Source organism: Prevotella sp. HMSC077E09 (assembly GCF_001814685.1).
GTDB lineage: Bacteria > Bacteroidota > Bacteroidia > Bacteroidales > Bacteroidaceae > Prevotella > Prevotella oris.
Map to the genome: position 1 here is coordinate 75,265 of NZ_KV817574.1, position 22,435 is coordinate 97,699.

The following is a 22,435-nucleotide window of genomic DNA, read 5'->3' on the forward strand; positions in this document are numbered from 1 at the left end:
ATGATAATATGAAAATCAAATATATAACGATTGCTGCTATTGCAATGACAATGTCCCTGCATAGCTGCTACGATCTGGATAGAGTTCCTGCCGATCAACTAAGCTCCAAACAGTTCTATAAGAACGAAGAGCATGCTAAGGAGGCGATGATGGCTGTCTATAGTCAAATGCAGGAGCCGGATGTTTTCGGTCTCCAATTCTCATTGGATGGCTTAGGAGGTATCGCTATGGGATATGACCCACCATCGTATCAGCCTGTACAACGTGGTACTTATGACGTGAAAAACGGGAAAGTATTAGGCAAATGGCAAGGTATTTACGAAGGCATCGCACGTGCAAATGGCGTATTACAGAATGTTGACCGCTGTGAGATGACTGATGAACTGAAAGCTCAATACAAGGCTGAAGCTAAGTTCATGCGTGCGCTTTACTATTTCACACTCATGGATTTCTTCGGTGGTGTGCCTGTCTATGACGAGTCGGTAATTGTCGGCGAAAGCTATAGTGAGATGAAAAATCCCCGTGAACCAATTGAAAAGGTACGCGAGTTTGTATTGAAAGACCTTGCAGAAGCGTCCGATAAACTGCCTGAAGCTTGGGATAAAGCTAACTATGGGCGTGCTACAAAATATGCAGCTATTGCATTGACCGGTAAGGTTTATCTGTATGCCAAAGAGTATAAGAAAGCCTTAGAGTGCTTTGAGAAGGTCGTAGCTTCAGGGAAATACGCGCTTTATAACGACTATGCAGGACTCTTTAAGCCAGGAGGTGACGAGTCATCTGAAATGATTTTCGCCATTCAGAACATGGGGGGAGTCGGCACAGACCATGGAATGCCGATGTGTTTCTACATGGGAGCCCGTGAAACCTTTGGCAGTTGCTGGAACAATGTCATGGTTTCTCAACACTTTGTAGACACTTATGAATATAAAGATGGGCGTCCTTTCGACTGGGATGATTGGTTCCCAGGCATCAAGACCGATAATAATGTCAAGGTAAAAACCTTCCGTGCCACAATGGAGAAAGGCAAAGTGAAGGCTTACCCGGCAGGAAAAGCAAAACTGTTGGAAATGTATGGCAAGCGCGATCCACGCATGAATGCAACCGTAATCTTGCCTTATACAAACTATACCGGCTGGTTCGCCAATGCACAAGAGGACTGCGAATTTGTTATTGCGCCCTCTATTACGAGTGGAAAAGGCTACATCCGCGTCAATGGTAACTATGAAACCTATCTCTGGCGCAAGTTTGTTCCCGAGGGAAATATGGGAGGAGCCATCAACAACCGCGCTCACACACCTATCAACTTCCCACTAATCAGATACGCAGACGTATTGCTCATGATGGCAGAATGTCAGAATGAATTAGGCCATCAGAACGAAGCTGTGGCCTTGATCAATCAGGTAAGAGCACGCAAGAGTGTCGAGATGCCTGGCATCAACAGTGGGCCTGCCTATCTGAAAGCAACGACCAAGGATGAAGTATTCGAGAGAATCAAGCATGAAAGAGCTGTCGAACTTGCAGGAGAAGGATGGAGTTTCAGTGATTTCAAACGCTGGAAACTCTTGGAAACTCTTGACAAACGGAAAGAAACCGATATCACAGGAAAGTTCCGCTACGTACGTTCTGTGACGAAACGTGACTATCTATGGCCGATACCGGCAGACGAAATAGAAAAGAACGGAAACCTCACTCAAAACCCAGATTGGTAGTTTTAGGTTATATATGTACATGAATGGTGATTCCCGCGAGATGTGAATCTGTGCGGGAATCTTTTTTGATTTAATGCTAAAATGATGAAGAAAACGATTTTCATAATATGCTTACTCTTCACGGTTCTGTGCACTTCGCAGGCCTATGAAAAGCGAAATCTACTACAAAACAACGTCTCAGAAGCCCTCATACAGAGTTCACTTGTGATGCATCAACAGTGGGTTCCTTATCCAAAATATGCCGACCGTGCAGGTTGGGAAACCTTACTTGGTGCTGAGAAAAAGCCTATTATAGAGGCTGGCGAGCGCTATCTTGACTATCAATGGCAGGTTGTCCGGGCCACAGATTTCCTTGATTATGAACGGTCAGGGAACCGTACAACCATGCAAAAACCCTATAACCAAAACATCAACGTGCTGAGTCGTTTGCTTGTAGCTGAACTTGCAGAAGGACGTGGGCGCTTTGTAGATGATTTGATTAACGGCGTGTTCTTCTTCTGCGAAATGACCTCTTGGGCCGAGTCTGCCCACCTTGCTGCCTACCAGAAAAGCCACAGGGCATTACCTGATTATCGTGAGGAAATTCTCGAACTACGTCAAGGAGATATTGCACAACTGCTTGCTTGGACGTATTATTTCATGAAAGATGAGTTTGATAAAGTCGACCCGATAATCGCCAACCGACTGCGTTATGAACTGCAACGACGCGAACTTGACCCTTTCTTCAAACGCAATGACTTCTGGTGGATGGCACGAAATTACAAACAAGACCGTCTGCTCAACAACTGGACACCATGGTGTAACGCCAACGCCTTGTTCTGCTTCATGCTCTTGGAAAACAATCCTGAAGAACTCACCAAGGCCATCCGTCTATCTATGGAGTCTGTGGATGAATACCTGAACTACGTTAAAAGCGACGGAGCTTGCGAGGAGGGCCCCTCCTATTGGGGTCATGCAGCCGGCAAACTCTTTGAATATCTCTCTGGCCTGTCACTCATTACAGGGGGTAAAGTAAACTTCTTTTCGCAGCCACAAATCAAGAAAATGGGCGAATATATCGCTGCTTCATACATCGGAGACGAATGGGTTGTCAACTTTGCCGACGCTTCTGCACGAGCCAACGAACTTAATACGATGCTCGTTTATCGCTATGGTGTCGCCGTCAACAGCCCTGTCATGAAGGCTATGGCAGCCATGCGTGCGAAGGCTTATCCTCCGAAACTGCCCTCCACCTGGCTCGACCTGTATCAAGAACTCGAAAATCTGCGCAGCCTTCCAAAGCTGAAAAGCGAGACAACGACCTATCGCCCGCCACGCTTTATGTGGTATCCTGAGACCCAGTTCTGCTACATGCGCTCCGGCAATATGTTCCTCGCTGCCAAGGGAGGACACAACAACGAAAGCCACAACCATAATGATGTGGGCACCTGCATCCTTGCCATTGACAACGTTCCTCTGCTGATTGATGCCGGCGTGGGCACCTATACCAAGAAGACTTTCAGCAGCGAACGCTATACGATATGGACCATGCAGAGCAACTATCACAATCTTCCCATCATCAATGGACAACCCGAAAGCTTTGGAACTCAATATCATGCAACGCAGGTTCGTGCCGATGAAAAGCGTTGCATCTTTACTGCAGATATTGCCAAAGCCTACCCGGAAGATGCTGCCGTAGACAGCTGGATACGCGCTTATCAGCTCCAGAAAAACCGTCTTGTCATTACAGATGACTATCGCTTAAAAATGAAAAAGGCTCCCAATCAGCTGAATTTCATGACTTGGGGAAACGTAGATATCAGCGAGAAAGGACGCATCAAGCTGCACATCAACAAGGTAAAAGCCACGCTTTCCTATGATGCCAACGTGTTCAAACCCACTGTTGAAGCCGTTGAACTGACCGACCAGAGACTCTCTAAGGTGTGGGGCGACCGCATCTATCGCATCACGCTCACGGCCAATGACCAAGCGCTCAGCGGTCAATATCGCTGCACTGTGACCCGTGATAACCCTTAAAAAAGATTGTTTATGCTCAACTATACCTCTTTTACACACAGCAGAAGCAACTCCATACAGCGGTTGTTTCTGCTGCTTTCGTTGGTCTTCATGACCACGATTTCAAGCGCCCAGCGCGCCGTTATCCCTCTGAATAACGACTGGTTGTTTCGCTTTTCCCATGAAGTGCATAAGGGAAGCGGTCATAAAGTCGCCCTCCCTCACACCTGGAATGCCGTTGATGCCCTCAGCGGAAAACCCGACTACAAGCGTGGAATAGGCAACTACAGCCGTTCACTCTTTGTGCCCGCATCATGGCAGGGACGCCGTATCTTCATCCGTTTTGAAGGCGCAAACACCACCACTGACCTCTTCTTGAACGGCAAACACATTGGAGAACATCGGGGAGGTTACGGCGCTTTCATCTTCGAACTGACCGACAAACTCATCTATGGCGCCAAGAACCAACTGCTCGTCCGCGTCAACAATGCCGAGCAACTCGATGTAATGCCGCTCGTGGGCGACTTCAATTTCTATGGCGGAATATACAGAAACGTGGCTTTACTGCTGACAAACGACGTCTGTATTTCGCCCCTTGACTATGCTTCGCCAGGCATCTACCTGCGCCAAACGAAAGTAGATGCACAGCAGGCCGACGTGAAAGCCGATGTCATGCTCGACAATCCTACCGACAAAACACAACAGGTAGAGGTTGCCGTGGAAGTGTTTTCAGGCGGAAAATCCATCAGCAAACAACAGAAAAGCATCCGTCTTGAGGCGCAAGCCATGGTGGAAAAGCACACGATTCCATTCACCATACACCGTCCTCATCTATGGAATGGCACGCAAGACCCCTTTATTTATAAGGTGAAAGTGAGTCTGTGGCAGGGTAAAACACTGCTCGATGAGGTTGAACAGCCCTTGGGCCTACGCTATTATAAAGTCGACCCTGCCCGCGGTTTCTTCCTCAACGGTCGCCATTTACAGCTGCATGGTGTTTGCAGACATCAAGACCGAGCCGTTGTGGGCAATGCCCTCGCGCCGGAAGATATCCGGGAAGACGTGAAACTGATGCGCGAAATGGGCGTCAATGCCGTGCGTCTGGCCCATTATCCACATTCAAGCTACACCTACGATCAAATGGATCGGGCAGGCATTGTGACCTGGGCTGAAATCCCATTTGTTGGGCCAGGCGGCTATGCCGACAAGGGATTTGTCGACAGCGAGCGTTTTCGTGCCAACGGAAAAGCGCAACTTTGCGAACTCATCCGACAGCATTTCAATCACCCAAGCATTTGTTTCTGGGGATTGTTCAACGAACTTAAATACGAAGGTGACAATCCTTCAGACTATATCCGCGAGCTAAACACGCTGGCACATGCCGAAGACAGCACGCGACTCACTACCTGCGCGAGCAACCAAATGGGCGAAATGAACTTCATTACCGACGTGATGGCATGGAACCGTTACGACGGTTGGTATGGCTCTACGCCCTCAACCTTAGCCACATTCCTTGACGAAATGCATGCCAAGTACCCGCAACTTTGCATCGCATTGAGTGAATATGGAGCCGGCGCCTCCGTCAGACAACAGCAAGACTCGCTGATCCAGCCTCAACCAAACAGCTGGTGGCATCCCGAAAACTGGCAGACTTTCTACCACATCTGCAATTGGGATATCATCTCACACAGGCCTTTCCTCTGGGGCTCTTTCGTATGGAACATGTTTGATTTCGGTGCTGCTCATCGCACAGAAGGCGACCGGCCAGGCATCAACGACAAAGGACTTGTGACGCATGACCGCAAGACAAAGAAGGATGCCTACTACTTCTACAAGGCCAACTGGAACCCCGAACCAATGGTATATATTGCAGGAAAGCGATGCACGGAACGCAAAAAGGGAGATATCGACTTATGGGTGTTCTCCAATTGTAAGTCGGTTACGCTCACCATCAACGGCAAACCGTTGCCTGCTCTCACACCCAACGACATCTCGCTCTGCACTTTCCACATTACGCTTCAACCCGGATTGAACCGTATTGTGGCAAAAGGAATGAAGGCAGGAAAGTCGGTAAAGGACGAATGGGAAGTAGAAACAGAAGGCTTTCACTAAGGCCTAATGCTCACCCCAGCCCCTCCCTAAAAGGGGAAAAAGCCTTACTTACAGTCCTTACCAGTGAAAGTGCGGCGACTTTTAAAGCCACTGCAATGACTCATTCGCCTGCCTCCCTCTCATTACACAGCATAAACCAAGGGTTTCTTTCGTTTATGTTTATTTAACAAAATAATCAAAAAGATTGACAAGGAGAATGGAGTTCTTTCGCCTTGTCAATCTTGTTGTCTGGCCATTCCTTTCACTTTACTTCATCATCTGCACCATTTGACTACGCATGTTGATACAGATTGCACGATGAAATGACACAAATTGCGAGGCAATTCCATATCAAAACACCATGCAATTTGCTGCATATCATCCTCTCTTTCGCAAGATAACACGAAAAAAGGGAAAGCACTTGTGCACTCTCCCTGCGGCAAAGATAATGATTTTTCGAGGCGATTGCAAATCTGATGTGAAAGAAGTTGACAAATTCAAAGATGCTTAAAGCAAGACAAAGGACTTCCTGTTACGATATTTTTTGTACCTTTGTAAACACTAAGAAAAATCAATCGCGAATGAAAGATATATGCTGCATCGGGCATATTACCCGTGACAAGATTATCACTCCCCGTCAAACTGTCTCTATGGCAGGCGGGACTGCCTTTTATATGGCACATGGAATCAACCATCTGCCCCATGACATTGCATTCCAATTAGTGACGAAAATCGGCTCGGAATCGCGCGAAGAGGTCGACCGTATGCGTCGTGAAGGCATTGATGTGCTGTGTTATGACAGTCTGCACAGTGTATATTTTGAAAACCGATATGGCACAGACAGTAACCGAAGAACACAGCGAGTGTTGGCCAAAGCCGACCCATTTACGCTGGCCGAAATGCAGCCTTTAGAGGCCAAGGTGTTTCATTTAGGCAGTCTGTTGGCCGATGATTTCCCGCCCGAAGTAGTCAGATATCTGTCTGCAAAGGGTCGGATTTCGATTGATGTACAAGGCTATCTGCGCGAAGTAAGAGGCGAAAACGTCTGTGCAGTCAATTGGAAAGACAAGGAAGAAATCCTTTCTTGCACCGATATTCTAAAGCTCAACGAACACGAAATGGAGGTTATCACCAACTCGAAAGACCCACGCACGGTGGCCACCCAGCTTGCAGCGTTGGGCGTGAAAGAGGTGGTAATCACGTTGGGAAGCTATGGAAGCCTCATCTATGCCGACAAAAAGTTCTATGAAATTCCTGCATATGAGCCACGGGAGGTTGTAGATGCCACGGGATGTGGCGACACTTACTCTGCAGGTTACCTCTACATGCGCAGTCTCGGGGCCGATTTTGAAGAGTCAGGGAAGTTTGCAGCCGCCATGTGTACCTCCAAATTAGAGCACAACGGCCCTTATGACGGGAAGTAAGAAGAAGGCTATTCTGCTTTCTTCTCCTCTGTCTTTTTCATTTTGGGAAGCACTAAATTCAGCACAACTCCCACGATGGCAGAGAGTCCTATGCCCGAAATGGCGAAGTTTCCACTTGACAGCACGGCGCCGCCAAGCCCCATGGTAAGCATCACTGAGATGATAATGATGTTGCGAGTGTCGTTCATATCGACTTTACGTTGCATCATGTTCTGAATGCCGACGCTTGCTATCGTGCCGAAAAGCAATAGCATAATCCCCCCAAGAACAGCCTTCGGTATGCTCTGAAGCAAGGCACTGAGCTTGCCGATGACCGAGAAAAACAATGCTGTCGCAGCTGAAATGCGGATTACGGCAGGGCTTGTCACTTTGGTTATCGACATGGCACCCGTCACTTCTGAATAGGTTGTTTCGGGTGGCCCGCCTAAAAATGCAGAGGCAAGGCAGGCAAGTCCGTCGCCAAGCATGGTGCGATGAAGCCCCGGATTGACCACAAACTCCTTCTTTGCCACGGCACTGACCACGTAAACATCGCCGATGTGCTCTAACACAGGAGCAATAGCTACAGGGAGCATATACAGGAATGGTGCCCAACTGAAATGTGTAATCGTATCGAATTTCACGGGGAATGAGAACCAGGAAGCAGCCACAACACCCGAGAAGTCGACCTTGCCGATACACAAAGCAACGATATATCCCACGACAACCCCCGAGATAATAGGCACGAGTTTCATAAGCCCCTTGCCGAAAGTGAGCACGAGTATGGCCGTGAACAGTGAACTGAAAGCCAGCAACCAATCAGACTTTGCCATGTTTACAGCAGTCTCCGAGAGTGAAAGACCAATCAGAATAATGACCGGCCCGATAACAACTGGTGGGAAAATACGGTTAAGAAGCTTTCTTCCTTGCCATTTTATAAGGGCACTCATGCCAAAGTAAACCACGGAAACTGCCGTCAATCCAGCCAATGCTCCGCCTAATCCCCACTGCTCTGATGCCACATTAATCGGTGCAATAAAAGCAAAAGAAGAACCTAAGAATATGGGGACTCGCCCTTTAGTTACAAAGTGAAAGATAAACGTTCCGAGTCCGGCGGTGAGCAAAGCTGTAGCAGGATCAATGCCTACTAATATTGGAACGAGGACGGTTGCACCAAAGGCAACAAACAAAAACTGTATGCCTACAACGACCTTTTTCCCAAGAGATAAGTTTTCTGTATTCATGAATTAAGGAATAACTTTACGTTTGCAAAATTACAAAAAAATAGGGAAAACAAGGTCGTATATGGGTGATATATCATCAATTTCTTTTCAACTGCAACGCTAAGACAATGCTTCCAAAGAAGAAGAACGATGTTCAGGCTCCCTCATTTATGTGCATCCTGCCCTGATCATGTACCGAACCAGGAAATAAAAAGCCTTCCCCTTCAGTATGAAGAGAAAGGCCTTGCTGTGTTTTCCAAATTGAGATCAGCTATTTTATATTGTCTTTTATTTAATAGATAATCTTAATTCCTGCAAAGAAACAACGTGGCAATCCTGGGCCATAGATATAGGCTGAGTCGCGTCCCCAACCCTTATCGAAGTCCTTTTGATAGGCGTTGGTGAGGTTCTGAATGCCGGCGTTCAGCTCCAGCTTCACGTAATCGGAGAGCCGGATGTTGTAGGCCAGTTTCGTGTTGAGCGTGAAGAAGGCCGGTGTGTCGACAGCTTCGGGCCCTACTTCGGTTCCGTCTTCGAGCGTGTGCTTGGCATGTCCGACGAGCATTCGGCCCGTGTAGTTGCCCGAAAGCGAGGCCGAGAGGTTCTTGAGTGGCGTGAACGAGGCCGTGAAGTAGCCGTAGGCAGAGGGCGTACGCATGAATTTCTTCACCTTGGGAGCGTCTTCGTCCCACTCCGTCTCTTCGTCATAGTGACTTTGCTGCAGCGTCATTCCGGCCTGAAGTTGGAACCATGAGGTGAAAGCTGCCTTTCCTTCGAGGTTCAGTCCGAGCACTTTTGCGCCGCTTCCGTTGTAGCGTTCCTGCACGCGGTTACCCTCGCTGTCCTTCGTGTTGAGCTGTCTTAGGGCGAAAACATCGGTCAGATGGGTGTAGAAGCCCTCGATGAGGAAGTTCGTTTGCACGCTTCCTATCGTCTGATAAAGGTCGGCCGAGAGACTGAAACTGTGTGAACGCTCCTCTTTAAGTCCGCTTGCCAGTCGCGTAACGATGCGTTCTCCGCCTGCAAACCCCACGTGAAGGTCTTCGTCGAATGCCTGCGGTGCGCGGAAACCACTGGAGTAACTGGCCCGCAGATTGATGTTTTCTGTGGGGTTATAGCGCAGGTTCACGCGCGGACTGAAGATGGCATGACGGATCAGATTGTGCTTGTCTATGCGCCAACCCAGCAGGAAACTCCACGTCTTATTCTTCCATTCGTTTTGCAAATAAGCGCTGGCAATCCTCGATTTCTGCTCAAGTAGATGGTTATATCCGATGATTTTGTCTTTCAATGCATCATGGTTATACTCTGCACCGAGGGTGAGATCGGATGGCATAAAGAGCAGGTTATCGAACTGATGGAGGTATTGTAAGCCCGTAACAGTAGTGAAATCTGTGGTACGTCCGTAGGCTTTTTGCGCTGCAATTCGGTCGGCGAAAGAACCTTCACCGATGCCACCATAGTAGCTTTTCCGCGTGGTATTGCTGAACGAGAAATAGGCTTTCAGGCGGTTCTTGTAGTCATTTGACGAGAGATCGTAGGCCAAGTTGCCCCCGTTGATGTCGTGGTCGAGCTGCTCGGTGATGTTGGCTTCGTGGGGCGGAAGGTCCAAGTTGTTGCCTCCCCTTCGGAATTCACTGATGTTATGATACTGCAATGAGAGCTTTGAATAAGGCGTAAACTTGTAAAAAGCACTCAATCCGAGCGTCTGATTCCGCAGGTTTGGCAATTCAGTATAGCCGTCTCCGTCGTGGTCAAAGCCTGGTCTGTAATGGTGTTGACCATAGACATAGAGGCCTGTTTTGCCGTCTTCGCTCACCACAGAGACGTTGGCTGTGGTGTTATTCTCCATGCCTCCCTTTCCTTCTATGGACGTCGTTGTGTGGCTCACTTCGGCAGAATTGCGCACAGGTTCCTTGGTAATGACGTTGATGGTGCCTCCGATGGCCGACGCACCATATAGCGCTGAGCCGCCACCCCGCACCACTTCGATGCGATCGATCATGTTTGAAGGGATTTGTTCCAAGCCATATATGCCGTTGAGCGAGGTGAAAATAGGGCGCGAATCAATCAATATCTGACTGTAATGTCCGTCAAGTCCGTTGATACGCACCTGTGAAAAGCCACAGTTCTGACAGTTGTTTTCGGTGCGTACACCGGGCTGGAAGTTCAGTCCCTGCGCCATACACATGGCGTTGGTTTGGTCAAACAGCTTGCTGTCCAACACGTTTACGAGGGCCGGAGCCTCGCGCCTTAGTGTCTGTGAGCGGTTGGCTGTGAGCACAACTTCGTCCAAAGCGATGGCATCTTCGGTGAGTGTGAAGTTCACTTCTTGCGAACTATTCGCGCTGATTTCTATCTCATGGGTAGCCGTTCGATAGCCCAATGCCTTCGCTTCAACAGTATGTTTGCCCACAGGAAGGTCCTTTAAGTAATAGTGACCGGTAGCATCTGTGGCGGTTGTCAGCGTGGTTCCCCTCACAGAAACGGTCACATAGGCCAGGTGTTCATTGTCTTTTGCTTGGACAACATGCCCATAGATGTTCGCATCGGTGCGGTTTTTCGCCACCGGTTCGCCCGCCTTACCGGGCAAGGAAAGTGTGCACAGCAGTGCCATCAAGCCTAAAAAGCATTTTGTTTTCATATGATTGCGTTTTAAATTCTACGGTTTGATTTGTCAAATGCAAAGATACGCCTTCCGTTTTCGGCTCACAATACCTATTAATAAGCAATTCACAGCTGCCCCGCATACCTTGTTTTATTACTCGGTTTTCGGTATTTCGGCCGGTTGTTTGTTTGAAACAATGTTATTTTTCCAGCCGAAAGACCCGATATTCCTTGTCGAATGACTACCTTTGCGGCATGAATTTTCATCATCATTAAAGCCATATTCGCATGAAAATATTAATCCTCGGACTCGGTGTCATCGGCTCTACGTATGGCTATATCCTACGGAAAAGCGGGCACGATGTGGCACATTACATTCGTCCCACGTCGCAGAACCATGCCACCGAAAGCCTCTCTGTGTCGTTGCTCGACGGCCGGAACGATAAGAAAGGGCTGCAAACGGAAGACCATTATCCTATAACTCGCGCCACACCCGGCAGCCGTTACGACTTCATCATCGTCAGTCTGTCGTCCCTCCGCCTTGAAGAAGCACTCGAAACCCTTCGCGACAACCGCTTCGAAGGAACGATATTGCTCTTCTGCGGCGTATGGGAAAGTCGCGAACATATCGAACGTATCATGACCGGAAGGCCTTACCTGTTGGGCTATCCCGTTGCAGGAGGACGACTGAACAAGGCAGATTGCCGACTGGAATGCGTGGTTTTCGACCACATTATGCTTGAATCCCGCGAGCGAACCGCTGTCGAAAACTACGACGATATCACCCGTTCTTTCCTCCAATCCGGCATAAAAAGCGAGTGCCCCCACGACATGTTGGAGTGGATATGGCTGCATATGAGCATCAATGCCGGCGTGATTTCGACCATCATTGCCCTTGCCGAAGCCGACCCAAAGCGGGCAGACGAGTGTGTGGAAAGGCTGATGAACAGCACCCATCTCCTGCGCCGTGCGGTGCTGACGGTGCGCGAATGTATGAAGATCGTAGCCGGTCGGGGCGTCAACTTGCGCCATTACAGGGGCGAAGTGCTCCCGTTCCGGCTCCCCGTTTGGCTTTCTGCGCCACTGATGAAGCGCATGTTTGCCACCCAAATCCTGACACGTCAGATCATGTTGCTGCATGCCAACGTGCCCGATCTGCTCCATGTCTGCCGACTTGTCTACCGTGAGGGGAAGGCGCAGTCGGCCGACTGCCCTCTCTTCAACGACAATGTGGAGCGGTATATGCAGCCCTAAACGACAGTTCCTCCACTATTTTCTGAGCCCCATTCCATCGTTGTCAGCCCATCGCTGCATGGAAATTGCAGTGCGTGAAAGTGCAAGTGGAAATACCGAAAGACAGGCGTTCCATGCAGCAGGATACCAACTTGATAACCAACAACTTACATGCTACGTTCTAATATCAGTCAAATTGCGTTGTAATTCCATTCATTTTACCGCGCAATCTGCGTCAAGTTACAGTGTAAAGTGACTCAAGTTACAGCGTCATTTGATGCATGTTGCTATTCAGTTTGTTTTAAGATGTGCTGAGGCTTCAATCTTTTCCGGGCTGATTTATACTTCATTAGATTGCTATTGAGCCAGTGTTGGCAGGAGAGAATACAGCTAAGCGTGTCGGATTTATACTCCATTAGATTGCTGTTGAGCCCGTGTTTGAAGGATTACTTTATGGTTAAATAACTTTAAAAGCGAACAACCAAAGACTTATCTTCGTATATTTGCGAGGAAAACACAGGTTTAATTTTATTACCTTAACATAGAAACACATGATGAACATTCCTACCGTTTTTTGGCTTGTACCATTGGCTTCGGCAGTGGCATTAGGCATGGCATGGTATTTCTTCTCGTCGATGATGAAAGAAGAAGAAGGTACATTGAAGATGAAAGAGATTGCCGAACATGTCCGAAAAGGTGCAATGGCCTATCTTCGGCAACAATATAAGGTTGTCGGTATCGTCTTCATAGTGCTTGCTTTGGTCTTTGCTTTCATGGCATATGCCTTGAAAATCCAGAACCCTTGGGTTCCCGTAGCTTTCTTGACAGGCGGTTTCTTCTCCGGACTCTCGGGCTTTTTCGGCATGAAAACAGCCACTTATGCCTCCGGCCGCACAGCAAATGCAGCCCGACAGGGCTTGGACAGCGGTTTGAAGGTGGCTTTTCGAAGTGGTGCCGTCATGGGACTTGTGGTTGTTGGATTAGGACTTTTAGACATTGCGATTTGGTTCTTCGTCCTCAGCAGCGTATATCAAGAGGGCAATATGGCCTTGATAACCATCACGACAACTATGCTTACATTTGGTATGGGCGCTTCTACGCAGGCGCTGTTTGCCCGTGTAGGCGGTGGCATCTATACCAAAGCTGCCGACGTGGGCGCCGACCTTGTGGGCAAGGTTGAGGCTGATATCCCCGAAGATGACCCGCGAAATCCGGCTACTATTGCTGATAATGTGGGCGATAATGTGGGCGACGTGGCCGGTATGGGTGCCGACTTGTATGAGAGCTACTGCGGAAGTATCCTCTCAACAGCAGCACTTGGTGCCACAGCCTTTGCTCTGAACGGCGACATGCAGTTGCGAGCTGTCATCGCTCCGATGATTATTGCAGCCGTAGGTATATTCCTTTCACTCATCGGTATCTTCCTTGTCCGCACGAAAGAAGGGGCTACAATGAAAGAATTGCTCCATGCCTTGGGACTCGGAACGAATGTAAGTGCGGTGCTGATAGCCATAGCTTCTTTCATCATTCTCTATCTTTTAGGCATTGAAAACTGGCTCGGACTGTCGTTTTCTGTCATCAGCGGACTCGTGGCAGGCGTCATCATCGGGCAGGCAACAGAGTATTATACCTCGCAAAGCTACCGCCCAACGCAGAAGATTGCAGCGTCGAGCCAGACCGGTTCGGCTACGGTTATCATCAAAGGTCTTGGCACGGGTATGATTTCCACGTGCATTCCAGTGCTCGTTATCTCTGTCGCAATCCTGCTGAGTTACCTTTGTGCCAATGGTTTCGACATGAGCATGCAGGCCAATTCGATTAGTCATGGCCTCTATGGTATCGGTATTGCTGCGGTCGGAATGCTCTCTACGTTAGGCATTACGCTTGCAACCGACGCTTATGGGCCTATTGCCGACAATGCAGGAGGCAATGCCGAGATGAGCGAATTGGGCGAGGAGGTAAGGCATCGTACTGATGCTCTCGATGCCTTGGGCAACACAACAGCTGCTACGGGCAAGGGATTTGCTATCGGAAGTGCGGCATTGACAGCCTTAGCTTTATTGGCTTCATATGTTGAAGAGATAAAGATTGCCATGGCACGTGCCGTGGAAGAAGGTCGTCATTTCATGGATGCAGCAGGACAAACCTTTGATCCTTCGAAGGCAACAATGCCCGATTTCATGGACTTTTTCCAAGTAACGCTGATGAATCCCAAGGTGCTTGTAGGCGCTTTCATCGGTGCAATGGCAGCATTCCTCTTCTGTGGTTTGACGATGGGGGCAGTCGGACGGGCTGCTCAGTCAATGGTAGAAGAGGTGAGAAGACAGTTCAAGGAAATCAAAGGAATACTTGAAGGTAAGGCCACACCTGACTATGGTCGCTGTGTGGAAATATCCACTCGGAGTGCTCAAAGAGAGATGATTATACCGAGTCTGCTGGCAATTGCTATCCCGATTGTTGTCGGAATAGTGCTCGGCGTGGCGGGTGTTCTGGGCTTGTTGGTAGGTAGTTTGTCGGCAGGTTTTACGTTGGCAGTGTTCATGGCGAATGCCGGTGGCGCATGGGACAATGCGAAGAAGATGGTCGAAGAGGGCAACTTCGGGGGCAAAGGCTCTGCAAGTCACAAGGCAACTATCGTGGGTGACACTGTCGGTGACCCTTTTAAAGACACCTCCGGGCCAAGTCTTAACATCCTTATCAAGCTGATGTCAATGGTAAGTATTGTCATGGCAGGGCTCACCGTGGCCTTTATTTAAGTCCCTTTTCTATTTCTTAACGTATAGAAAAATCTGATTTGTATCGCTGATTTGCGAGTTTTCGGTGACTATTCAAGTCACCGAAAACGATTAACAACAATTATCATTTGCACTTTCAAATTAAGAACGAAGTCACAAAAGCAATGCACTTTGGCTGCCTAAACATTTGAAAAAAAACAGAAAAGAACCTGTTTTTTACAGTATTTTATATATCTTTGTATCATTATTTATACTTTTAAGACACATAATTATTTTATGAAAAAAACACTATCACACATGCTTGTAGCTGCTTTCTGCATGCTGAGTACAACGCCGGCAATGGCGCAGTTTAATCTTGGAAAAGCTGTTGGAGGGGCTGCAAAGGCTGTAAAAGCTGCCACACTGACCGACGCTGATGTCGCAAACTACGTAAAAGAGTACATTAATTGGATGGACCAACACAACCAGGTTTGTGCCGACAACAACCCTTATGCCATTCGTTTGAAGAAGCTTACAGAGGGTTTGACCAATGTTGAAGGCATTCCATTAAACTTCAAGGTCTATTATGTTACCGACGTTAATGCATTTGCTTGTGCCGACGGTAGCGTGCGTGTATTCTCTTCTTTAATGGACATCATGACTGATGATGAACTCCTTGGCGTCATCGGTCACGAGATCGGACACGTTGCCCACAAGGATTCTAAGAATGCGTTCCGTACAGCTTTGCTCACTTCTGCACTGAAAGACGGTGTTTCTTCAACGAATGGTAAGGCTGCAGCGCTTACAGATTCACAGTTCGGAGAGCTTGGAGAAGCATTGCTGAATGCCACTTATTCACAGAAACAAGAGAGCAATGCAGATGCTTACGGCTATGAGTTCTTGAAGAAGAACGGTAAGAACCCTTGGGCAATAGCCTTGTCGTTTGAGAAGCTGAAGAAGTTGGAAGAGGACGCAGGTTACCAGAAAGACAGCAAGTGGAAACGCATGTTCTCTTCTCATCCCGACCTTGACAAGCGCATCAAGACCATGAGTGAGCGGGCAAAGAAAGACGGATTTGAACGTCCGGAGAACAAGATGCCCGAGAAACCTGTAGTGAATAAAGCTGCAAAAGGCAAGAAAAAATAATGTAATTCATCATCGTAAGTTACCTATATGATAAAGAAAACAACAACAATCCTTCTGCTGTTGCTGTGCTTCACGGCGCAGTATGCAGAGGCATTCAAGATTACTGCGAAGCGAGCGGAGGCTCCCGTAAGCAGCAGTTACACTACATTATGGTTTATTCTTGCTTTCGGTGGTGTGTTCCTCCTCATTACTTTATACAACCATTGGTCGAAAGTGAAGATGCTGTTTCGTATGTTCGGTGGAAGTTTTCGTATGGAAAAGGATACCTCTCTGACGGAGGAACAGCAGCGGAAAATGCTCTTGAGCGGAATCTATTCTGTCCAAAAGAGTTCTTTTATGAATGTCATCAAGACCGGAATGGGCAGAGAAGAACGACGGGAACTGCTGTCTCGGGCTTACGGTGTCACGGGTTCTGAAACTGCAAAAGACATGTTGGACTATTTCAAGAATACCGGTTCGCGCCGTTTCTTCCCACAGGTTGCTGAGGCATTGAAGCTGAAGAATAAGCCTGCTATACAGCAATATCTCAATGATACTTTTGAAGACAGCGAGGAGGCACGCAACTGTTGGGAGCAGGTTCAGTTTGCTTTTGAGTCTGTCGAGCCTTTAATGAAGGAGCAAATCATCAAGGACGAGAACGACTTTGTACGTATTGGTCCGGATGCATGGGATGCAGGAAGACTCGTTTTTGTGGCTCGCATGTGCGCCGAAGAGGGTTGGATTACTGAAGAAGAACTGTGGAATTATGTCGATGCTGCCGATGAAATTGCCCACAGAACGCTTACTTCCTGGGAGGATTTCGGCAAGAGTTATATCATCGGACGCTGTCTGTGGTGTGGCACGGCCAACTATTTCGAGGTAATGGCAGGCCATGCCAAGAAGATGTACACCAACCCGAAGAGTCCTTGGAAGACTTTCCCTTTTGCGAAATAAGCACGTATTGAATAAAAGAAACCTTTGAATAATCCTTGTCGGCCGTAAGTAAATGGCTGACAAGGAAACTTAAAAACCGAATTCTAAACAAAAGAAATAAGTTCTATGAAAAAGAAAATCATTTTCTGTTTGATAGCGATGTTAGGCTTTCTTTCACAGCAAGCATTTGCCCTGAGATTTCGTGTCAGGGTGCCCAGTGGGTCATCCGAAAGTTCCAACGGAGTTGTTACATGGATTGTCTATGCTGTAATCGCAGTGGTTGTTGCCGTCACCCTTTACCGCTACTTCTTTAAGATCAGGGGCTTTCTCCGCCAGTTTAAGGGAGATTTCCTAATGGATGAGAACTCTTCCTTGAGTAAGGAACAACAGCAAAAGATGCTGTTGGGTGCCGTATATGCAGTGATTGATAAAGGCTATCTGAATACCATTAAGACGGGACTTGAAAAGGAAGAGCGCGAAGATAGGCTGGAAAAAGACTGGAACATCTGTACGCATGACTCTGCTGTAGATGCTTTAAACGGGCTGAAAATTGCGTGCACGAAAGACTATTCCCCTAATATCGGTGAGGCATTCAAGCTGAAAGAGCAGAAAGCCATAGAGAAATATCTCCGTGATACCTTTGTAAATCCAAACGATGCAAAGGCATGTGCTAAGCAGATTGAACGTGCTTTCAAACATATCGGCAATCTTGTCAAAGAGGGAATTGTAAGGGATGAGGTCGAGTTTTCACGTATCGGTGGTGTTGCGTTTGAAGCTACCCGCTTAGTAGCCATTGCCCGCATGTGTGCAGAATCGAAGTATATCAGCGAGCAGGAGATGTGGGAATACGTTGATTTCGCCGATGAACAGGCCCACAAGTCACTCACTTCCTGGGAGGATTACGGCAAGAGTTATGTCATCGGTGATTGCCTCTGGGGTGCCGACAGCTATGATTTGGGCCAGAGTTCTAAGATTATAAGAAAGCTCATCAATGACCCGAAGAGTCCTTGGAAGCTGTTCCCTTTTGAGAAATAAGCATGTTTCCAAACTGTTTTGATAGGTAGGAAAGTCTGTAATATGAGGCTTTCCACCTATTATCTAAAGCTATCATTTGTTGGTTTCCCTGTTATATGCCGGAGTATATACCCCCTGCAAATGATGCACGGCAATAGCCAAAAATTCCTCGTTTCATTGCCGTATGTTCTGCAAATATCGTATATTTGCAAGTAAAAGAGAAGAATATATAATGAAACAAATCATCAATCACTTCACCGATGACGACCTTTACAAGCTTTCCATGTGCTGTGCTGTCATTGATAATTATCCTCGTGCACAGGTAAAGTATCAGTTTGTCGACCGCAACGACACAGTATATCCCGAGGGCTTTGCCGATGAGTTGCACCGTCAGATCGAAGCTTTGGAGGGTGTAGTCATCACCGATGAAGAGATCGACTTCATGAAGCGACGCTGCAGTTACATGCCACATTGGTTCTTTACCTATCTCCGTGGCTACCGTTTCTCACGTGATTGGGTGAAGACATGGCAGGATGAAGCGGGACATCTTCACGTGGAGTTTGAGGGCAGTTGGTCGGACACTATCCTCTTAGAGGTAAAGGTTTTGGCCATCATCTCCGAGCTTTTCTACATGATGACGGGGCAAACGGCGAAGCTTGATTACAAGAGTTTGTATGACAAGACATGCCATAAAGCCGAACGATTGTTGGCAGCCGGTTGCGTATTCTCTGATTTCGGAACACGTCGTCGCGCTTCGTTTGAGGCAGAAGACACCGTGGTAAGTGCGCTGAAAGATACTGCACAGCGTTGCAAATGGCCTGGAAGACTTGTCGGAACAAGCAATGTATATATCGCCATGACCCACGATCTGCAGCCTGTGGGCACGATGGCTCATGAGTTTGTCTGCGCTATCGGTGGCATGTTTGGGCCTCAAATGGCCAACCACTTGGCAATGAATGCGTGGCGAAACACGTTTCGCGGTGCTCTCGGAACCTATCTCTACGACTCTTTCGGATGGGATATCTTCTCACTGAACTTTTCAGAAGACTTCGCCAATCTGTTCAAAGGACTGCGCATCGACTCAGGAGATAACCATGAACAACTGTTGAAAATCGTTGAAAAATACCGCTCACTTGGTATTGACTCGCGGTCGAAACAAGTGGTGTTCTCCAATGCCTTAGACACTGATACGGCTATTGAAATCCAGCAATATGCCCAACATCTCTGCATGCCTTCATTCGGAATAGGCACGCATTTCACCAATGATTTCGAAGGAATAGAGCCCATGAACATCGTCATCAAGCTTGTTGCATCGAAGATAACAGAGTGTTGGCCTTACTATAATGACACGTGTAAGCTGTCAGAAGATCAGGGGAAGCATACCGGGAAGCCCGAAGTGATCAGACGATTCATGGAGGCTTTGCATATATAGAAAGCGAAAAGGCGCCGGATATCCCAAGATGTCCGGCGTCTGTATGCTTTCCCTTTCTGTCGCACGACACAGGGAAAGACCATTTAAAAATAAATATAGAGAGTGTTCATTTGTATTTAATCCCAATCTTCCCAATCGGTAACACCACCCCAACCTTTGGCACTGTTGACATCAGGAATATCTTCGTTTTCGTCTGAACCGATATTACCATGCTCGTGATTAGGACTTCCATCTTTTCCCAAATCATATTTTCCTTTCGATCCCGCGCACAAAGTTTGGTCTGTTTCTGTTTCTATGACCCTGATAAAAGGGGCTGTGTATCTTCGTTTTTTCATTATTGTTTCTTTTTAATTCATTAAGACTTTTGTCGTTGTTTGTGTTACAAGGTTCTTTGAAAAACCTTTATTGGCATTATCCTGTATGCCGAATTCATCTATTGATGCTATTCGCAATGACGCTTATCTGACCACGTATTTCTTGCCATTCACGATATAAATGCCTGCAGGGAGACCGGAGAGAGCATCTGAACCCTGGCGCACGGTCTGGCCGTTAAGGTTCATCACGCGGTTGCCGAAGCTCTTGTCATTGCTCAAAGTCTGTGAACCTGCGTTGATGTTGGCGATACCTGTCGGTTGATTATGTCCTGCATCATAGAACACTGTGTAGGCTTTGGCGTGCACACCGTCTTCACTTGACGGGATGACAATAGCCGAATATTGCCCCCATTTGCCTCCAACTTTCGTGCGTTTATAGAACCCTGAAGCGAATGTTCCATTGGTTGCACCGGCTCCGTTGTAATAGAAATAGCATGGTGCAGGCATGACCTTGTTTTTTGTATAATTGCCAATGAACTTATAATTGATACCATTCACTGTCTTAACAACGGTTTCAAGGTTGCTCTCTTTTTCTTCTTTCTTCTTGATTCCTACTATAGTTGTCTTGACACCTTTTTGGGTTCCGGCGTGCAATGAAGGGTGTATCATGTAGGGATGATGGGCTTTTGTCTCTGTGACTGGCGTCTTGAATTCAAGGTGGAGATACTTAATTGTGCCCTCATTCTTTGTGTAGGCTTTTGAGAACTCAACTACTTCTACCTCTGAACCGTAGGCACTTTCCAACTGAATTTTGGTCATGTCGAAAGGCAGGCACATGGAATACCATTTGTCATCTACACGCACACTGTCTTCCCAAATCTCTTCTTTCTTGCCCTTGGTTGTTGCTGCAAAGTTCTGCCATCCTGCGTAGTTACCCGATGCAGTGGAGTATTTTCCAACTTCTTGTGTAGGCATAATGTCACCTTCTTCAGTCTTGACACTGTTTGTCTCTCCCCCTAATGTCCGAGAATGTTTATTGACATAGTCGTCTTTTGCAGCCTCGGGATAGTGCAATACAGTTACAGGCTTACCATTACTTGCTCGTTTGAGATCAGACAAGTGATATTTTTCTGTTGTCTTGTTACAAATGAAATTACTAACTTCTTGAGGTGGAAAGGCTTGGTTTTCCGCCTTGGTCTTTGTCCCCAACACATAGACATCGGTCAGTGAGCCGGTTTCTTGGAAAGCGAAAGCTTCAATATATTCTACGCTGGCCGGTATTGTTATGCTTTTCAGGTTACGGCAAAGGAATGCATTAGCCTCGATTTTTTTCAGCGTACTTGGTAAGTGGATAGTCTCTATGGCAGTGTCCGAGAAGGCGCCATTCTTAATTGTTTCTACTCCTTCGGGCAGCACTACATGCTTCAAAGCTTTGCAACCGTAGAACGATTGAGTGCCAATTGTCTTCCAACCAAAGTGGAAATCGACCTTATAAAGATTGGTACAATTTAAGAATGCTTGCAATTTTATTTTACTATCCCCATTGGGATCGACCGCACCAAGAACGATAGACTTGAGCGATGAGCCGAAAGCTTGCACTCCAATGGTTACACTTCGTTTCGGATTATCGGGGATAATAACATGCTCTATCTTACAACTTCCATTTGCAAAGCAATATTGTGGTATCTCTGTTGTAGTCTTTGGAAATGTAAAAGTCTTAAGGTTATCCATGAAATTCAGCTTGACAAGGGTCGCATCATGTTCTACGTTAGCCTCTTTCATGTCGAGATTTTCCAACTTTGAGAAGTTGTTTTCTTCATCAGCCATACCCGTGATGCGCTCCAAGTCCTCATCGTTCAGCTTGACATTCTCGGGAGTTACAATCTTCATCTTCTTGGCATTGAGATGCGGTTTCAGCAGGTCTGAAGCCTCGTATGAGGCATACCCCTTTTCCGTAAACTCTCTATTGATGTCTCCCTGAGCCTCTAATGTGAGCACAACTGTGCCGTCTGCTTCGGTCGATACCTTTAATTTTGCCTCTGCAATACCTATGGTCAGCAGGCAAATTGTAATGAGTAATAATCTTCTTATCATATTATTGTTATTAAAATTAATCTTATTGAAACCGTCAAGGAATAGATATTCTGCCTCTGCAAGGCAGAAGTGCTGCTAAAAGAGATGTGGGAGCAGAGGCTACATTGTGCTTTCTCCTGTCGCTTTCCATAAGCTTAGGGTAGGAAACGAAAGGTTGGTAATGCTGTGTCTGAACAGCATAATAAGTGTAAATGTCAGTCATGTCTATTCGTTGTACGTAGTTGTTTTCAACCGTCATGAAGTTCCTTCGGTACAGAATCTGCACCGTATTCTCTTGTAAGTTACATGTTCTAAAAAGTTTAGAAAGTTGTTTCCATCATTCTTTCTGAATGAAGAAACCTATGAACGACTTGCCCCAAGGCACGTCATCCTCCCGTTCTTATCCGTTTAAAGAGTTTGAATAATTTTCTTCTTACCATGCTTGTCTGTTTGCATTACAGTTGCGTTGCTTTTCTTTCCCTAATATTCGGTTTGATAACCTTACTTTAAGTAGTATCACTAAGATGTTTGCAAAGGTACGAAATAAAACGATGTTTCACTATGAA

General features: G+C 47.1%; 14 protein-coding genes. 10 read left to right on the plus strand and 4 right to left on the minus strand.

What is annotated here, in order from left to right:
• The first annotated feature begins 8 nt into the window (after positions 1-8).
• The 4 genes from HMPREF2983_RS08790 (at position 9) to HMPREF2983_RS08805 (ending at position 7,222) form a co-directional block, all read left to right on the plus strand.
• Positions 9-1,712 (plus strand): RagB/SusD family nutrient uptake outer membrane protein, encoded by a 1,704-nt coding sequence (locus HMPREF2983_RS08790; RefSeq protein ID WP_070667775.1) that lies wholly within the window; start codon positions 9-11, stop codon positions 1,710-1,712.
• Positions 1,713-1,793: 81 nt separating this feature from the next.
• Positions 1,794-3,728, plus strand: coding sequence for a heparinase II/III family protein (locus HMPREF2983_RS08795; RefSeq protein WP_210400374.1), 1,935 nt, complete (start codon positions 1,794-1,796; stop codon positions 3,726-3,728).
• A 12-nt stretch (positions 3,729-3,740) separates the two neighbouring features.
• Positions 3,741-5,819 carry a beta-glucuronidase LacZ4 gene (locus tag HMPREF2983_RS08800; RefSeq protein ID WP_070667776.1) on the plus strand — a complete coding sequence of 693 codons (2,079 nt, stop codon included), beginning with the start codon at positions 3,741-3,743 and terminating at the stop codon, positions 5,817-5,819.
• A 560-nt stretch (positions 5,820-6,379) separates the two neighbouring features.
• Entirely contained in the window at positions 6,380-7,222 is an 843-nt protein-coding gene (locus HMPREF2983_RS08805; protein ID WP_070667777.1) for a PfkB family carbohydrate kinase, read from the plus strand.
• A gap of 8 nt (positions 7,223-7,230) precedes the next feature.
• Here the strand turns inward: HMPREF2983_RS08805 and HMPREF2983_RS08810 are convergent, their stop codons facing one another.
• Positions 7,231-8,445: a uracil-xanthine permease family protein gene (locus HMPREF2983_RS08810; RefSeq protein ID WP_004378139.1), complete on the minus strand. Its 1,215-nt coding sequence runs from the start codon at positions 8,443-8,445 to the stop codon at positions 7,231-7,233.
• Positions 8,446-8,716: 271 nt separating this feature from the next.
• Positions 8,717-11,068 (minus strand): TonB-dependent receptor, encoded by a 2,352-nt coding sequence (locus HMPREF2983_RS08815; RefSeq protein ID WP_004373369.1) that lies wholly within the window; start codon positions 11,066-11,068, stop codon positions 8,717-8,719.
• A 251-nt stretch (positions 11,069-11,319) separates the two neighbouring features.
• Between HMPREF2983_RS08815 and HMPREF2983_RS08820 the strand changes: the two genes are divergently transcribed.
• The 6 genes from HMPREF2983_RS08820 (at position 11,320) to pncB (ending at position 19,482) form a co-directional block, all read left to right on the plus strand.
• Positions 11,320-12,285: a ketopantoate reductase family protein gene (locus HMPREF2983_RS08820; protein ID WP_070667778.1), complete on the plus strand. Its 966-nt coding sequence runs from the start codon at positions 11,320-11,322 to the stop codon at positions 12,283-12,285.
• A 530-nt stretch (positions 12,286-12,815) separates the two neighbouring features.
• Positions 12,816-15,020: a sodium-translocating pyrophosphatase gene (locus HMPREF2983_RS08825; protein WP_083316772.1), complete on the plus strand. Its 2,205-nt coding sequence runs from the start codon at positions 12,816-12,818 to the stop codon at positions 15,018-15,020.
• A gap of 276 nt (positions 15,021-15,296) precedes the next feature.
• Complete coding sequence (locus HMPREF2983_RS08830; protein WP_371441357.1) at positions 15,297-16,124, plus strand: M48 family metallopeptidase; 828 nt, start codon at positions 15,297-15,299, stop codon at positions 16,122-16,124.
• A 27-nt stretch (positions 16,125-16,151) separates the two neighbouring features.
• On the plus strand, positions 16,152-17,057 hold the full coding sequence (locus HMPREF2983_RS08835; RefSeq protein ID WP_070667779.1) for a DUF1266 domain-containing protein: 906 nt from the start codon (positions 16,152-16,154) through the stop codon (positions 17,055-17,057).
• Positions 17,058-17,162: 105 nt separating this feature from the next.
• Positions 17,163-18,071 (plus strand): DUF1266 domain-containing protein, encoded by a 909-nt coding sequence (locus tag HMPREF2983_RS08840; RefSeq protein WP_070667780.1) that lies wholly within the window; start codon positions 17,163-17,165, stop codon positions 18,069-18,071.
• Positions 18,072-18,282: 211 nt separating this feature from the next.
• The gene (gene pncB / locus HMPREF2983_RS08845) at positions 18,283-19,482 is read left to right on the plus strand and encodes a nicotinate phosphoribosyltransferase (RefSeq protein ID WP_070667791.1); all 1,200 of its coding nucleotides are present in this window, start codon (positions 18,283-18,285) and stop codon (positions 19,480-19,482) included.
• Between the two features lie 116 nt (positions 19,483-19,598).
• Here the strand turns inward: pncB and HMPREF2983_RS13835 are convergent, their stop codons facing one another.
• Together HMPREF2983_RS13835 and HMPREF2983_RS08850 are read right to left on the minus strand one after the other, a co-directional pair.
• Positions 19,599-19,817, minus strand: a complete 219-nt coding sequence (locus HMPREF2983_RS13835; protein WP_070736586.1) for a hypothetical protein — start codon at positions 19,815-19,817, stop codon at positions 19,599-19,601.
• Between the two features lie 123 nt (positions 19,818-19,940).
• A complete protein-coding gene (locus HMPREF2983_RS08850) occupies positions 19,941-21,890 on the minus strand; it encodes a leucine-rich repeat domain-containing protein (RefSeq protein ID WP_246829385.1) in 1,950 nt (649 codons plus the stop codon).
• Positions 21,891-22,435 lie beyond the last annotated feature (545 nt).

What these genes read in the sequence shown, in the direction of transcription:
- HMPREF2983_RS08790 (WP_070667775.1), top strand. Translation starts at nt 9, where the DNA reads ATGAAAATCAAATATATAACGATTGCTGCTATTGCAATGACAATGTCC.
- HMPREF2983_RS08820 (WP_070667778.1), top strand. Translation starts at nt 11,320, where the DNA reads ATGAAAATATTAATCCTCGGACTCGGTGTCATCGGCTCTACGTATGGC.
- HMPREF2983_RS08800 (WP_070667776.1), top strand. Translation starts at nt 3,741, where the DNA reads ATGCTCAACTATACCTCTTTTACACACAGCAGAAGCAACTCCATACAG.
- HMPREF2983_RS08835 (WP_070667779.1), top strand. Translation starts at nt 16,152, where the DNA reads ATGATAAAGAAAACAACAACAATCCTTCTGCTGTTGCTGTGCTTCACG.
- pncB (WP_070667791.1), top strand. Translation starts at nt 18,283, where the DNA reads ATGAAACAAATCATCAATCACTTCACCGATGACGACCTTTACAAGCTT.
- HMPREF2983_RS08805 (WP_070667777.1), top strand. Translation starts at nt 6,380, where the DNA reads ATGAAAGATATATGCTGCATCGGGCATATTACCCGTGACAAGATTATC.
- HMPREF2983_RS08795 (WP_210400374.1), top strand. Translation starts at nt 1,794, where the DNA reads ATGATGAAGAAAACGATTTTCATAATATGCTTACTCTTCACGGTTCTG.
- HMPREF2983_RS08830 (WP_371441357.1), top strand. Translation starts at nt 15,297, where the DNA reads ATGCTTGTAGCTGCTTTCTGCATGCTGAGTACAACGCCGGCAATGGCG.
- HMPREF2983_RS08815 (WP_004373369.1), bottom strand. Translation starts at nt 11,068, where the DNA reads ATGAAAACAAAATGCTTTTTAGGCTTGATGGCACTGCTGTGCACACTT.
- HMPREF2983_RS08840 (WP_070667780.1), top strand. Translation starts at nt 17,163, where the DNA reads ATGAAAAAGAAAATCATTTTCTGTTTGATAGCGATGTTAGGCTTTCTT.
- HMPREF2983_RS13835 (WP_070736586.1), bottom strand. Translation starts at nt 19,817, where the DNA reads ATGAAAAAACGAAGATACACAGCCCCTTTTATCAGGGTCATAGAAACA.
- HMPREF2983_RS08825 (WP_083316772.1), top strand. Translation starts at nt 12,816, where the DNA reads ATGATGAACATTCCTACCGTTTTTTGGCTTGTACCATTGGCTTCGGCA.
- HMPREF2983_RS08810 (WP_004378139.1), bottom strand. Translation starts at nt 8,445, where the DNA reads ATGAATACAGAAAACTTATCTCTTGGGAAAAAGGTCGTTGTAGGCATA.
- HMPREF2983_RS08850 (WP_246829385.1), bottom strand. Translation starts at nt 21,890, where the DNA reads ATGATAAGAAGATTATTACTCATTACAATTTGCCTGCTGACCATAGGT.